Here is a 14658-nt window from a genome sequence, read left to right on the forward strand (position 1 = left end):
TCTTGCCTGAAAGCCAACGTAAGGCTCTTGGTTATTTAGGATCTCATTCTGGTCGAGATGAAGATAAGGTGGCTAACTCTGGTTTAACACCGGTTGCAGCAGGTGATGGGGTAACTTTCAAAGAAGCAGATTTAACATTTGTATGTAAAAAACTGTATGAACATCAATTTGATGAAGCTCACTTAGCGGATAACGTAAAGGAATATTATGCAGCCAATCCGTCTATGTATACCCAAGTTGGCAAAGATCGCTGGGAACCACACTATATGTACATCGGCGAAGTATTTGAGGCCATAGAGGGATAGTCTTATATACAACTTATTTATATTGAGGGAATTGTATGATTAAAAGAACTATTTTAATAGGCCTTTATTCGTTTGGTCTTATAGTAACAGTACATGCTGCCAATATAAATCTTCCTGGTGGAGATGCCATGGTGCCTGATACTGCTTATGAAAGCTATTCTTATAATAGTGTTGATATGAATCTGGTAGAGGCTCAGTTTAGACGTCGCTCAGGCCCTGTGGTAGCGCAGACTGTGAAAAATGGGCGTAGAACGGTAGAGCAAGCTAAGGCATATATGGATGGTAATGCCAAGTTTTTAAAACGCCAAGCTAATCAAAGTACGGTGTTCATCTTTGACGATGATACACAGCATATTCGCTTTTCTATGCCTTATCCAAGTCTTGAAAGTAAGGCGATTAATGATAACACTAATTCAGTTGTTAATGTCGTAAATGGTATCCCTCAATATTATATTAAAAGTATGAATGCAGATATCGTAGTCGATGTGGATGATAAGACTACCTATACGGATCGGGCTTTCACATATAAAACGGTAAAAAATGGTCAATGGCAGCAGAAGTATGGGATTATGACACTCATCCCCGGAAAAGAAGAGAAAGCTGAGCCGCGTACGAGTACGGGTGTTGAGTTTTCCCTGCCTAGTGATACGAATCATGTGTATCGTGTTAACATCATAAATCGTGGTAATGGCAATCCAGATCATATTAGGTATGCAGAAGGGGCTTTAGCAAATTATGTGATTCCATCGGTAGAGGATACAAAGGCGATAGATCGCTATTCTAATGTTGAGAAATGGGGAAACCTTGAATATCGTGTGCTCAAGAATAGTACGAGAAAAGCCGATTATGAGCCTACATCCTATGGTGAGGAAACGCGCGTTTATAAGGTGGGCGATATAGTGCAGCTGATTAAGCGCCGTCCGATTTTTCCAAATGATGAAAAACATTTTTATTCAGGTGCTTTTTCTACGATGGATACGATGAGCCGAAAATACCCGTATTCAGTTAATGATAATGCGACCATTTGGCGTAATGGTATGCCTGCATTTAGTGGCAGTGTAAAATTTGATAATGGTATTAATTATACATATTTTACAATCCGTGATGATAAATATGTGTACAGCATTGAAGTTGCTTATAAAGCCAATACGGTGAAGACGTCTTATCATGATATTCGTAATATGGTAGAAATGGCAAAATTGATCAATCGTCCGCATAAGCAAGAGTTTCCTGCGTTGAAGTATATTTGGGAGGCTGATGTTTTTAAATTGCCTTAAAGATTAACTAATATTTTGTCTATGTGTAGATACACTTATGCATAAAAAGAAATAGAGAAAGAAAAACAGCTAGTATTGCGATTTGCAGTACTGGCTGTTTTGGTTACACATCTTATTAGATTTTGAACGATGTTTTAATGGGCATGGCTCTCCTCTGCATCTGGGAATAAAACATGCTCTTTTAGTTTAAAGCTAGGATTATTGGTAGACTCAAAAAACTCAATCATATTCCGTAATTTTTGAACTTTCTCAGCATGTAAAAAACTTGGGTAAAAGATGATATAGGTAAAGCTATAGGTCCCATCATAGGATTGAAAGGTTAGGATGTGATCATCCTTATGAGGTGTATAGATGTGTGTGGATAATCCAGGAATATTATTATTCCATATAACGGAATAATTAATATAATCTGATGTTGGCTGGGAATAGTATATATTCCAGAACGTATCTAAATTAATGTTAAAATTGTAATGCCCGTTTACAACAAGATCGCGCGCATATGGGTTTTTAGGAATATTATTAGTAGAAACAAAGAATGTTATGTTCCCCTTTTTGTAGTATCTAATATCTTGGTACTCGGTGCCTTTTTCCTCACCTATGTATATAGCGTCTTTTGGTACGCGGTATTGTACACCGTTTAAGTTTTCTATGCGTGAATATTGATTTAATTCATTTAGATTTTGCACAGAGGGAAGCACATAATTAGCCAATAATTTATCTGTAGGAACTTTATTCAGAACGGGGTTGTTATCATAATAGACAAACCCTGCATGATATAAGGGTTGACGCATGTTATAGCCTTTAAACTTAAAATTGATCGTGTCGATGGTCAAAGTTGTTTTTTTTCCGTTTTCAAAGTGTGGCATCTTCATGCTATCCCAAGTGCTGTAGGTCAGAGTTGGGTATGAAAATACAGTGCCCTTTATATCAGAAATCTGTTTTGCCGGATTTTGTTTGGCCTTGTCTAGAAAGAAGTCACGAACGTTTTTATCTGTCAACTTTTCATAAGCTATTTTGGTGTTGCGCCAGTCGTAGTCTTTGGAATCTGCGTAGTCAATTTCTAAGTTGAGACTTCCATTATCGGTTAAAACCCGATAGTCTTCAATGGTTCGACTTGGGTTTTTGTAACGTCCTATATCATAATCACTTTTTTGGCCCGCTACTGGGAATGAAAGCCGAATTTGGTTGTATTGGTCATGAATGGAGATGACTGTATTATGGTAATTTTGACCGCGATATATAGAGGCCGCTTTAGCATACTCAATTTCGTTTTTACTAATACCATTAGCCTTGTCTGTTAACTTTAGTGTTTCCACATAGTTTACCACATCCTTTTCAATATCAGGGGTCGTGGCTTGATAATTTATGTAAGCATCCTTTGAAATCTTTGAGTCTGCACCAGGAATATTAACATCAATGGCTCCTATTGGTGATAATATAGTGCTCATTATGAAAGCACCCGCTAATAGTGGTAGTTTTGTCATGGTAGTATCTCCCGTTTATACTCTCATATCTATTGATACTGTCATAATCCATTGGTTATGTTACTAAGTATAATTATATAACATAATACTTATTGTATTGTATATTAGTGCATTATATAATTGGGTTAGGATAGTTATACGAGGTTGGGAAATAAGATAAACCGGAGGTCATTATGAAACCATTTGAATCAAAAGACTATAAAGCATTTACTATGTTTGAAAAGCGGTGGGCTCTTGTTACAGCTGGTACACCTGAGGATTTTAATACTTGTACTGTTAGCTGGGGCAGCATGGGCAACATGTGGGGCCTAGTTGGTAATGATATTTCCACAGTAACTGTGTATATTCATCCAGCTCGTTATACCCAAGAATTCATGGCGAAATATGATACGTTTACCGTTAGTTTCTTGCCTGAAAGCCAACGTAAGGCTCTTGGTTATTTAGGATCTCATTCTGGTCGTGACGAAGATAAGGTGGCTAATTCGGGCTTAACACCAGTTGCAGTAGATGATGGTGTCATGTTTGAAGAAGCAGAGTTAACTTTTGTATGCAAAAAGCTTTACGAACATCAATTCGATGAAGCACATTTAGCGGATAAAATAAAAGAGTATTATGCATCCAATCCTCCTGAATATACAAAAGCTGGCAGTGATCGCTGGGAACCACACTATATGTACATCGGCGAAATAGTTGAGACTATAGAGAAATAGACAATCTATGTAATATACAAATAAGGCAGTCCTGATGGACTGCCTTATTTGTAGTTATATTTTTTCAAAAGGAGAAAGTGAGACGGTATTTACTACCTGTATTAATAATAACATAGGGAATGGGTTAAAAATGCCACATGATATTGATGCAAATTCTTAGTTGTTTGAGCAAGGTTTTATGCTGGAATTTACACTAGATTTTATGGTAATTTATCAAAATAAGTCATAAAATTGATGAAAAATCAGTATATATGAGCCGACAGTGAGGAATAGCTTATATAGTGGGTTCTTTCATTGAGAACTACTATAAATTGTATATTTTGATAAAATTTTATGAATTTTAACCCCACAAAAAGTGCAAAATCTGATATAATAATAGTATCAAAAATAACTACGCGAATGCGTAGTTTTCTTATTTTGTGTTTGGCGTAGGTAGTCCCATGAGTGTAGTGAAGCCCTTATTATGGCTATTAGAACCGTATATCGTATATAAAGCCTATTTGTGGGCGCTCCGCTTTATAGCTCATCCATTGACGTGGGAAGGCGAGATAGACTTATTCTCCCTGACCTTAACGGTGCTGCTTATCCTTGATGCGGTGGCGTTGCCCTTGGTGATTTTGTATTGCCCAGGACTCAATCCTAGAAAACGTATGCCCGACTGGATTGTCCGATTAGGTACACCTATTTATATCGTCCATAATTGGCTTGATGGCAAGGTGGGCGGCGGTACGTCTACACCGATTGTATGGCTCCGCAGAGCCTTACATTCACTGTTGCTATTCATTTATTATCTTGTGCCGTTTTATGTGGGCGGTCATCTCGTGATGGGCCTCGTGGTAGCGCTCATGTATGATGTCCTCGTCTGGGCCCATGGAGGTGTGTAGTGGCTACTTGTGCATGGCCGACGACGCCTTTGTATCAGGCGTATCACGATCATGAGTGGGGTCGTCCTATTCATGATGATCGCTTGCAGTTTGAACATCTCTGTCTTGAAAGCCTCCAATGTGGTCTCAGTTGGCTCACGATTTTGAATAAACGAGACATCATTCGAGGCTGTTTTGATCATTTTGATATTGATGCGGTTGCTGCTTATAGTGAAAGCGACATAGAACGGATTATGGAGACTGAGGGCATGCTCAAGTCTCGTCCTAAAATTGAGGCTATCATCAATAATGCTTCTGCTTTTAAACGTATTCAAGATGAATTTGGTTCGTTTTGCAACTATATCTGGGCTTTCACAGATAATAAAACTATTATTTATGAAAGCCACCCCGATGGGCATGTGCCAGCAAAGAATGGTCTGTCTACGCGGATTAGTAAGGACTTGAAGAAGCGCGGGTTTAAGTTTGTAGGCCCTGTTACTGTTTATTCCCATCTGCAAGCTAGTGGCCTTATCAACGATCACGGTAAAGACTGTCCTTGTTTTGACGAGATTAATAAGACCGCAGATATTGCTCGATTGCCTGCAGACGCTGAGGATTAATACAGGTTGTAACGTATTTGTATAATCGTTAGTTAACAATAGTTTTTATACATGATTAGTTTTACAAAATTGAACTTGTGTTAAACCGCACTTTAAGGTGTACACTATAGTCGATGGAAAGATAGCGTTCCATCATATGTCGGCCCGCTTTATATACAAACACATATATTCTCTCTCTCCAAAGCGGGTCTCTCATATACTTCTCTCTCAAAGCTATAAACACAACATGAAGCCCCTATCCTTCACGGGATAGGGGCTTTTTGCTATATGTTTTTATCTAGGGCCATATGGCATAGATTGGTTGTATGCTATGGTAGATTGATTTATTTCGATGTAGTTGATATACTGATGATGAAATAAAATATTACTTTCACAATTTAGAAAGGGAAATATATGATTGGTTTGGGTACGGCCATTAATATTGGCCTTATCATAGCCGGCAGCTTGTGTGGACTTGCATTTGGTCGGTTTATGAAAGAAAATTTAAAACAGACGCTCATGATGGTGAGCGGCATTATTGTTCTCCTCCTCGGGATGAGCGGTGCCATGCAGTATATGCTAGTCATCGTGAACGGAACGATACAAACGACGGGGCCTATGCTGATGATCATTAGCATGGTGGCAGGCGCCGTAATTGGTGAGCTTATCGACCTTAACCGTTGGATTACTGTATTTGGCGACTGGGTGAAAGCCAAAACTGGTAACACTGGTGATCCGCAGTTTACGCACGCCTTTATTACGGCATCCCTTACATTTACAGTGGGAGCCATGGGCGTACTCGGTTCTATTCAAGACGGCTTAACGGGTAATTACCAAACGCTCTTATTAAAAGGTATCCTCGACGGTATCATCGTTATGGTTATGGTATCCTCTATGGGGAAGGGCGCGTTGTTCTCCTTTATTCCTGTAGGGATTACTCAATGGATTATTACCGCTATGGCACACATCGCAGCACCGTTGATGACACCGAGTGCCATCGATAACCTATCCTACGTGGGCTCTATTCTGATCTTCTGCGTCGGTATTGACCTCATCTGGCCTGGTAAAATCCGCATTGCGAACCTATTACCAGCCATCTTTGTAGCCATGGGGCTTACATTCTTGCTCTAATGTAAATCGTATTATGAATACTAAGAAAAATAATATATAGATTTTATAAGAGACCTATATTCTCTAACCTTTCACTGCTGTACTTTGTACATGAAAGCCTGGAGAGTATAGGTCTTTTTATATTTGTAGCCATTAGTCACATGGATAATTTTTTAAAAGTTAGTATTAATCTTTGCTTATCTTCAAGTGATAACTAGAAGTAGATACATTCCGAAATAGGTGACCAATAGAGTCAGAAGAACAGTAGGATTTGAGTGCTGTTTTAGAGAAATCTTTTACCGAAATCATTTATAGAATAAAGTTATTCCACAATATACCTGAAATACAGGTATATATTATTGAGTTATACCTGTAAAACAGGTATAATCAAAGGAGAGGTTCTATGATTATCGGATTTAAAGATAAGGAAACAGAAAAGGTTTACCATCAGAGTTTTTCTAAACGCTTTTCACCGTTTATACAAAGATTAGCTCTTCGTAAGCTAATATTATTAGATAATGCTGAATCGATACAGGATTTAAGGTGGCCACCTGGTAACCGATTAGAGTTATTGCAAGGCAATCGCTTTGGCCAGTATAGTTTACGGATTAATAGCCAGTATAGATTATGTTTTAAAGTGAAAGATATTAATAGTTTTTATGATGTAGAAATTATAGATTATCATTAATAGAGAGGGAATATATATGGACAAGTTTATTCCAACACCTACCATCAGTGAAATATTGAAAGAAGAGTTTATGGAGCCATTAGGACTATCTGCATATCGATTAGCTAAAGATATACATGTGCCTGTTTCGCGTATTCAGGAAATCTTGAATGGGACACGAGCTATTTCAGCAGACACCTCTCTACGTTTAGCTAAATACTTTGGTGTTTCTGAAGGATATTTCTTGCGGTTGCAGATGGATGTTGATTTACGTACCGCAAAGCATAGTGCAGGGATGGAGGAAGTATTAAGCTCTATTGATCATTGTAATGCATTAGAACCTGTAGACTGTCAATGAGATATTGATAATTTTCGATATATTTGGTACACTTAACTTATAAATATATCGTTATAACATTATGTATTACTATAAGGAGACGCTATGTTATTTGTTGAATATCCTAAATGCACAACATGCAAAAAAGCAAAGAAATTCTTAGATGATCATAATATTAAATACACAGATCGTGACATTAAGTCTGAAAATCCTACAGCTGAAGAAATTGCTGCGTGGTATCCACAATCTGGTAAAGATTTAAAAGCATTCTTCAATACATCTGGTATGATTTATCGTGAACAACAATTGAAGGATAAATTACCAAACCTTAGCGAAGAAGAAAAACTCGCTTTATTAGCATCCAATGGTATGCTTGTGAAACGTCCTATCTTGGTTCTTGAAGACAAAGTACTCGTTGGCTTTAAAGAAGCAGAATGGATCGAGGCGTTGAAGCTTTAATTTCATATTAGTTAACCGAAAGAACAGGTCCCTAAAAGCCTCCATAGCGAGCTAAGTCGTTTTTAGGGACCTGTTCTTTCTACGTCTAATAAAGAAATAAGAGCTTTCAACTAAAGCTCTTAAGGGAATGTCATTTTTAGAGATAGGTGCTTTTCTTTTTATATGAAATTAGGATCTTCAACTTAGGCCTATTGGAAGGCCTCCATAGTGAGCTAAGTCGTTTTTAGGGATCTGTTCTTTCTATGTCTAATAAAGAAATAAGAGTTTTCAACTAAAGCTCTTAAAGGAGAAGTCATTTTTATAAATTTATTCTTTTGGTACTACATAAAGAAATTGTAGTTCTTTATCATTTATCGAAAAAAATGATTTGTATATAATTCGCATATTTTGTATAATGGTTACATTGTAGATATACCCCTATGGGTACATAGATTTATCAAATACTTTAGGTTCATAGGGTTTTGAATTAATTTAGGTATAGAGAGTTCTGAATTAATATTGTGTTGTTTTTGTTTTATTTCCGGAGTAAGTAAGGCCGGTTCTAGTGTATAGAGGTCTATATGAAATTTTTACAGTCTTTATCGGCGCAGGTGTCGTTGTTCACGCAAGGTGCTATTTTGGCGCTAGGTGTTTTATTTATTCTATTAGATGCCATCACAGAGTCATTCAATCCTGTTATTGACTTGGCTTGGGTGACGGTTCTCGTTTGTGGTTTGCCGCTGCTCATTAATAGCGTTCAAAGTATTTTGAAGCATTTAGAGATCCATGCTAATTTCCTTATTGTTGTGGCCATGGTAGCGCTCATTTCCATTGGCGATTATCATACGGCGGCCTATGTGGGCCTCATCGTACAGGCTGGCTTTTTCTTGGAACAGCTTATCACAGGCGAGTCACATTATACCTTAGATGATGATATGCTTCCTGCCATGCCATCTCAACTCGTTGCTATGCGTCAGGGCATTAACAATTATTCATCTGTTATTGTTGTGGCTGTATTGCTATTATCTATGGGTTCCTTTGCATTGACACAGGATTTCATACATACCGTAACCTTGTTATTGGTACTATGCCCGTGTTCCTTGGAGCTTATCTTAGTGGCGCTCATGATGGGCTCTCTTGTGGATGATGCATCTCCCGTATCAGAGCTTTCAAAAGGAACAAAGCAGTCTCATTTAGGTTTACTCATCGTGTCCATTGTATTCCATATCGCCATTATCGGTGCTGGTGTATTTGGCTTCATGGATCCTGTTACGGCTGTTGCGTTGCACGGATTGGCGCGACTTGGTCTCGTGTATAATTTGAAAGTTCTCAATAGTTCTTTATGCGTAGCATAGAATGTAGTGCAGTGTATAGTTTTAGACATAATAAAATCCCCTAGTAACGATGTGTTACTAGGGGATTTTTGTGTTCAAACAACTGTTAGTTGTAGATTACTGTTCTTTTGCTTGGGATTTATCACCAAGTGTGAGAAGTAGGAATACGATAGCGAGGATACATGCACCAACGAGGGCTACGAAGCCGCCATCCCAACCATAAAGGTCAACCATGAGACCCATGAAGGCACCAGCACCAGCGGAACCGATGAGGTAACCAAGAAGGCCTGTAAGACCAGTAGCACCACCTGTTGCTACCCGTGGTACCATGTCTGCTGCTTGAAGGCCGATCATCATAACAGGACCGTAGATGAGGAAGCCGATAGCGATAAGTGCTAAGTTATCGATAAGGATATTGCCTGCTGGGTTGAACCAGTAAACGAGGATCGCCAAGATAACGAATAGCATGAAGCAGATAGTAGCTGGTGCACGGCGGCCACGGAATACACGGTCACTCAAATAGCCGCTTACGAGCATGCCTGGAATACCAGCCCATTCGTATAAGAAGTAAGCCCAACGGGAACCTTCTTTTGTAAAGCCTTTTACAGCTGTCAAATAAGTAGGAGCCCAGCTTACTACGCCATAACGGATGAAGTACACAAAGATATTCGCAATTGCAAGATACCATAAGTATTTGTTATGCAAAATATATTTGTAGAAGATTTCTTTGAAAGTAGTTTTGTTTTCATCACTTACTTCAGCTGCAACTGTTTCGTGTTTATATTCTTCAATAGGTGGCAAGCCACAGGATTGAGGTGTATCTTTCAACAAGAAGAATGTAACTACAGCTAACACGATAGAAATAAGAGCAGGGAAGAAGAAAATACTATGCCATGTACCAAATAGATAGATACCTAACGTAGCAAGGGGTGCGATGATACCGCCACCAAGGTTGTGGGATACGTTCCACCAGGACCACCAAGCGCCGCGTTCAGAACGGGAGAACCAAGTTACCATATTTTTCGCATATGGAGGATAGCCCATGCCTTGGAACCAACCATTTAAGAAGGCGAGCACGCACATGATAGGAATACTGCTTAAAACACCAGGTAAGGTGCCGAATAATAACATAACTAAAGCACTGAGCAATAGACCTACTGTGGAGAAGTATTTTGGGTTAGAGCGGTCAGACGCATTACCCATGACAAATTTACTTACGCCGTACGCTACGGATAAGAGGGTCATGACAATACCAAGATCCGCTTTAGTGTAACCGTACTCAGCAATCATGTACGGAACAGCCAAACTAAAGTTTTGGCGGATCAAATAGAATGTAGCATAACCAATAAAAGTACCTGCAAAGACTTCTTTGCGAAGACGTTTGTAGGTGGAATCGATTTGCCCCTCTGGTAATCGTTCAATATGAGGAGCTGGAGAGAAAATCGACATCATCACACATCCTTTCTACAAAATGTCTTTTTTATCATACCATGTATGACTAAAAGTCGACTATGTTTTATTTTTAATTATGATAAATAGTTATTTTAACGTACCATTATGGGTATTTGGCATAGGTTGAGTATTATTAAAAAATCTACTGTATGGCGGTAGTCTTCTTGTAAAAGCAGCTCGCAAACGCGTATTTGAAGGGTAATTAAAATTTATTTACTGATTTGATTGATAAGGCATCATGAGCTAAACCTAATATAGTCAATAAAATAGCGCTATCTATTCCGAATAAAACTCAATTAGAGTTGTGGGATAGATAGCGCTTTTGTATTGTATATTAATTGTGAATATATTTATATACATACGTGAATATATTGATTTTATAGTCTCAATTAATCAATATATGTTACAGGATAGCCTTTGGCTTCGATTTCGCGGCGGTTAAGACCGTTTGGTAAGTCTGGATAGCCAAATGCAAGGCTCGCATAGACTTTTTCACCGTCTTTTAGACCTAGTTCACGCATTTTAGCTTGGATGCGTTCGTTGTCTTGAAGGTGACGGATTTGGTTAACCCAGCAGCTACCAAGGTCTAATTCGTTGCAAGCAAGCATCATGTTTTGCATCGCACAAGATACATCGGCAAAGTTATTCGCATAGTTTGCTTGGCTAGCGAGTACGATGAGAACCGGTGCATTATAGTTGAATACAAACTTGCCTTCAGCGGACATTTTGATGATGTTTACCATGTAAGGTAATGTATTTTCCGTAATCGGCATTTTGCCGTATTCCTCTTGAACGAGTGTTACTAGCTCTTTGAGCACATCTTGGTTTGTGATGACCATAAAATGTGTCAATTGTGTATTACCGCCAGATGGAGCACGGCGGCCAGCGTCGAGGACTTGATCGATAAGCTCTCGAGATAATTGATCAGCTTTAAATTTACGCGTACTATGACGTGTTTTGATACATTCTAAGGTGTTCATATAGTCCTCCTATTATCAATCAGTTTTATATAGAGTTTCTTTTATTATACTACAGGACATAGATCTAGAAAGAAATTTAGAATGAGATTTAGAAAGAGCTGCAGAAGATGCAGCACATGGCGGGATGTGGTATTGAATTCTAATATCAAAAAAATTTATTAATAGTTTCACAGCTTTATGGTGTGATTTCTGCCCATAAATTCTATAGAAGTACTCGTTTTTTAATAAAAAAGAAAAAATATATTAAATAATTGACAAATTTAAAAATTTGTGGACAAAGTAGATTTTTTACGTTGACTGCTTGCTGTAGAATTGTGTACAATTAATTTGTAGATTATTGTGTGCATATGGAGGTAGAATATGGCAGAAATTGGCGTACTGGAAGGTTATAAACATAAAGAAGATGTACCTGATGCAGAGTACATGAAATTAGACAACCAATTGAGCTTCCCACTTTATGTAGTGGCGAAGGAAATTGTTAATGCATATCGCAGTCACTTAGATCCGTTAAATTTGACATATACTCAATACATCGTAATGATGGCATTGTGGCAATATGGTGATTTGTCCGTTAAAGAACTAGGTCAAGTATTGCGCCTTGATTCTGGTACATTAACACCACTTTTAAAGAAATTAGAAGCTAAAGCATTCTTAAAGCGTAAGCGTAGTCGTCAAGATGAACGTGTCGTTATGGTAACCCTTACTGATACTGGTAAAGCATTACGTGACGAAGCTGTTCATGTACCGCGCCGCTTGTCTGAATCTGCAGGTCCGATTTTCGACGTAGAAGAAACGCGTCAATTGCGCATGTTGCTTAACAAATTGTTAGACGCAATCGATAACGCTAATGCTAGAACAGCAGAGAAGCTTAAGCGCTAATGTAGTGTATTTTAGTAAGATCTCATATGCATCATTCTCTAATTTAATATATCTAATATTTTCATAAAATGTGATATACTATACATATAACGTATTGTACTGAGGTCATGTGAGATATGACCTGTTCGTGAGATGCCGTTCAGGCAAAAGGAGAGCATTATGAATAAAAATTTATTAGGCGCATTTGTATTAGCCGGTACATTATTAGTTGGTGGTGTTGCTAACGCAGCAAACTGGAATGGTTTAGCTAACTATCCAGAGGTTCCAAACAGTGCAAATGGTTCTGAAACATACTTCTTTGATAAAGCATCCCAATTCAGTGGTATTGATAGTAGCCGTAACTATGTATTCGGCATTAATGTAGTGAATATGCATAACAACCAATATGGTGAAGCTACATTGTTCAAATACATTGTTCACCCAAGCTTGCATACTGTATATCGTTTCTCTCCAGATGGTCAAGCGTACCAAATCACTCCTGGTTCTAATGAATACAACATGTTCTTGGCTGCTTGGAAAGAAGTATACGGCACTGATTTCTCTTTCCCAGCTTTATAATTTGATGGCGCAAGCCGTAATAATTACATAACTATTGCTGGTGAAAGCTCCTTTGGGCTTTCACCAGTGTTGTTTATGGAGGTTTCCTATGTCTAAATCTGAATTTGCTCAAGCCTATACGGAGCGCATGTTCCCTGATATTGCAGCCCCTGCAGGTTATATCGACCCTGAGTTTGAAGTATTGTTTGATAATTTTGCCTTTGACGAAGTTATTACCGAAGAGGGTCGCAATGTGCCTGCCAAGGATCGTTTCTTGGCTATCCTTGCTACATTAGTGGGTGTATCTGCCGTCGATGAATATGCGTTGATGCTACCAGCAGCACTTAACTTTGGCTTGATTCCCGATGAAGTAATAGAGCTCCTTTATCAAGCTGTGCCATATCTTGGTATCGGTCGTGTGCGTCCATTCTTTAAAGTCACAAATAAGATTTTTGACTATCGTGGGGAAACTGTTGTAGATCCATCTCGCAGCACAATCACTAGTGAGTCTCGCATTGAAAAGGGCGTTGAAAAGCAAGTTGAAATCTTTGGTGAGTCTATCCGTAATTCTTACCAAGAAGGCCCTGAAGAGACACGTCATATCAAGAAATGGCTTGCTAATATGTTCGGTGACTACTACACTCGTAAAGGATTGAGTGTGGCTCATCGTGAAATGATTACCTTCTGTTTCTTAGCGGCTCAAGGTGGCTGTGAACCTCAGCTCAAGGCTCACGTAGAAGGCAACTTGAATGTAGGCAACAGTAAACAATATTTGATTAACATCGCCTCCCAATGCGTACCGTACATCGGTTACCCTCGTACATTGAATGCCCTTCGTTGCATTCAAGACGGCTATACCGCATGGGAAGCTAAACAATAAGAAATCATGTAATACATCAACGTGTTATGTAATCTATATATGATATATAGTTCATAAACATGTTAGGTAAATATAAAGGAGTTCTATGTTTGATTTAAATCCGATACAGATATTAGCTAGTATTCCCGCTATTATCATCGTTTTTTCTGTCTTTGGATATGCAGAGGCCAAGGTAGCTACCTGGTTTGGCGATCCAACACCTCGGATGGCGGGGCGCCTCACATTATCTCCTTTGGCACACCTTGATTTAATAGGTACTATCTGTATTATTCTAGTTGGCTTTGGCTGGCCTAAAGGGATGGCTATTAATCCATCTTACTTTAAAGACCCACGCCGTGATATGAGCTTACTTGCTTTTGCAGGTCCTATAGCAGGCTTGATTACAGGCTTCGTATTTACTTTCATATACGTACTCTTAGGTAATTTGAATCTTATGCAGTCACCTGGTTTACCGATGGTTATGCAATACATTATTTTGTATAGCATTGGCCTTTCCATTTTCTGCTTAATTCCATTCCCACCATTACCTGGTTTTAATATCATTTTGCCGTGGCTACCAACAGAATGGCAAATTAAATATTACCAATTAGGGATGATTAACTTGATCTTCTTTATCATCCTTATTAATACACCGATTATTTCTATGGTAATCCGTCCATTGCAACAAACGATTTTCAAAATTTACTTTGCAATCATTGGGACGATTTTATAAATATATTTTGTGAAAGCCTCTACCGTATAGGTGATAAATCTATGGTATGCATCTACGTTCTCCATCGGTTTTACCAGAAGTGGTTTCCATTCCT

Annotated in this window: 16 protein-coding genes and 1 pseudogene; 14 read left to right on the forward strand and 3 right to left on the reverse strand. The window is 38.5% G+C overall.

The annotated features are described in order from the left end of the window. Both Q7P05_RS03310 and Q7P05_RS03315 read left to right on the forward strand, forming a co-directional pair. A pseudogene (locus Q7P05_RS03310) lies at positions 1-305 on the forward strand (flavin reductase); the annotation flags it as partial. A gap of 35 nt (positions 306-340) precedes the next feature. Then, positions 341-1582 carry a hypothetical protein gene (locus Q7P05_RS03315; RefSeq protein WP_303930435.1) on the forward strand — a complete coding sequence of 414 codons (1242 nt, stop codon included), beginning with the start codon at positions 341-343 and terminating at the stop codon, positions 1580-1582. Positions 1583-1716: 134 nt separating this feature from the next. Here Q7P05_RS03315 and Q7P05_RS03320 read toward each other — a convergent pair whose 3' ends face one another. Continuing rightward, the gene (locus Q7P05_RS03320; protein ID WP_303930437.1) at positions 1717-3066 is read right to left on the reverse strand and encodes a hypothetical protein; all 1350 of its coding nucleotides are present in this window, start codon (positions 3064-3066) and stop codon (positions 1717-1719) included. A 173-nt stretch (positions 3067-3239) separates the two neighbouring features. Here Q7P05_RS03320 and Q7P05_RS03325 point away from each other — a divergent pair, with 173 nt between their 5' ends. The 8 genes from Q7P05_RS03325 (at position 3240) to Q7P05_RS03360 (ending at position 9145) form a co-directional block, all read left to right on the forward strand. Further along, on the forward strand, positions 3240-3776 hold the full coding sequence (locus Q7P05_RS03325; RefSeq protein WP_303930438.1) for a flavin reductase family protein: 537 nt from the start codon (positions 3240-3242) through the stop codon (positions 3774-3776). Positions 3777-4216: 440 nt separating this feature from the next. After that, positions 4217-4660 (forward strand): hypothetical protein, encoded by a 444-nt coding sequence (locus Q7P05_RS03330; RefSeq protein WP_039968845.1) that lies wholly within the window; start codon positions 4217-4219, stop codon positions 4658-4660. Then, the gene (locus Q7P05_RS03335; protein WP_303930440.1) at positions 4660-5259 is read left to right on the forward strand and encodes a DNA-3-methyladenine glycosylase I; all 600 of its coding nucleotides are present in this window, start codon (positions 4660-4662) and stop codon (positions 5257-5259) included. Before Q7P05_RS03330 ends, Q7P05_RS03335 begins: the two co-directional genes overlap by 1 nt. Before the next feature lie 393 nt (positions 5260-5652). Beyond that, positions 5653-6369 carry a DUF554 domain-containing protein gene (locus Q7P05_RS03340; protein ID WP_005384954.1) on the forward strand — a complete coding sequence of 239 codons (717 nt, stop codon included), beginning with the start codon at positions 5653-5655 and terminating at the stop codon, positions 6367-6369. Positions 6370-6751: 382 nt separating this feature from the next. Beyond that, entirely contained in the window at positions 6752-7036 is a 285-nt protein-coding gene (locus tag Q7P05_RS03345; protein WP_005384956.1) for a type II toxin-antitoxin system RelE/ParE family toxin, read from the forward strand. 16 nt (positions 7037-7052) lie between these two features. After that, entirely contained in the window at positions 7053-7373 is a 321-nt protein-coding gene (locus Q7P05_RS03350) for a HigA family addiction module antitoxin (protein WP_105089947.1), read from the forward strand. 84 nt (positions 7374-7457) lie between these two features. Beyond that, positions 7458-7811, forward strand: a complete 354-nt coding sequence (locus tag Q7P05_RS03355; protein WP_005384960.1) for a Spx/MgsR family RNA polymerase-binding regulatory protein — start codon at positions 7458-7460, stop codon at positions 7809-7811. A 560-nt stretch (positions 7812-8371) separates the two neighbouring features. Next, a complete protein-coding gene (locus Q7P05_RS03360; protein WP_105089946.1) occupies positions 8372-9145 on the forward strand; it encodes a hypothetical protein in 774 nt (257 codons plus the stop codon). A gap of 96 nt (positions 9146-9241) precedes the next feature. Here Q7P05_RS03360 and pgtP read toward each other — a convergent pair whose 3' ends face one another. Next, the gene (gene pgtP, locus Q7P05_RS03365) at positions 9242-10573 is read right to left on the reverse strand and encodes a phosphoglycerate transporter protein PgtP (RefSeq protein ID WP_367171059.1); all 1332 of its coding nucleotides are present in this window, start codon (positions 10571-10573) and stop codon (positions 9242-9244) included. A gap of 392 nt (positions 10574-10965) precedes the next feature. Then, complete coding sequence (locus Q7P05_RS03370; protein WP_303930445.1) at positions 10966-11556, reverse strand: nitroreductase; 591 nt, start codon at positions 11554-11556, stop codon at positions 10966-10968. Between the two features lie 360 nt (positions 11557-11916). Here Q7P05_RS03370 and Q7P05_RS03375 point away from each other — a divergent pair, with 360 nt between their 5' ends. The 4 genes from Q7P05_RS03375 (at position 11917) to Q7P05_RS03390 (ending at position 14564) form a co-directional block, all read left to right on the forward strand. Then, the gene (locus tag Q7P05_RS03375; protein WP_295230882.1) at positions 11917-12435 is read left to right on the forward strand and encodes a MarR family winged helix-turn-helix transcriptional regulator; all 519 of its coding nucleotides are present in this window, start codon (positions 11917-11919) and stop codon (positions 12433-12435) included. A gap of 159 nt (positions 12436-12594) precedes the next feature. After that, positions 12595-12993: a hypothetical protein gene (locus Q7P05_RS03380; protein WP_105089942.1), complete on the forward strand. Its 399-nt coding sequence runs from the start codon at positions 12595-12597 to the stop codon at positions 12991-12993. Positions 12994-13081: 88 nt separating this feature from the next. Then, positions 13082-13852 carry a carboxymuconolactone decarboxylase family protein gene (locus Q7P05_RS03385; protein WP_298632132.1) on the forward strand — a complete coding sequence of 257 codons (771 nt, stop codon included), beginning with the start codon at positions 13082-13084 and terminating at the stop codon, positions 13850-13852. 85 nt (positions 13853-13937) lie between these two features. Further along, the gene (locus Q7P05_RS03390; RefSeq protein WP_024047872.1) at positions 13938-14564 is read left to right on the forward strand and encodes a site-2 protease family protein; all 627 of its coding nucleotides are present in this window, start codon (positions 13938-13940) and stop codon (positions 14562-14564) included. Positions 14565-14658 lie beyond the last annotated feature (94 nt).

Origin of the sequence: Veillonella dispar (assembly GCF_937975875.1) — a bacterium.
In the GTDB taxonomy this organism is placed as follows: Bacteria; Bacillota; Negativicutes; order Veillonellales; family Veillonellaceae; genus Veillonella; species Veillonella dispar_B.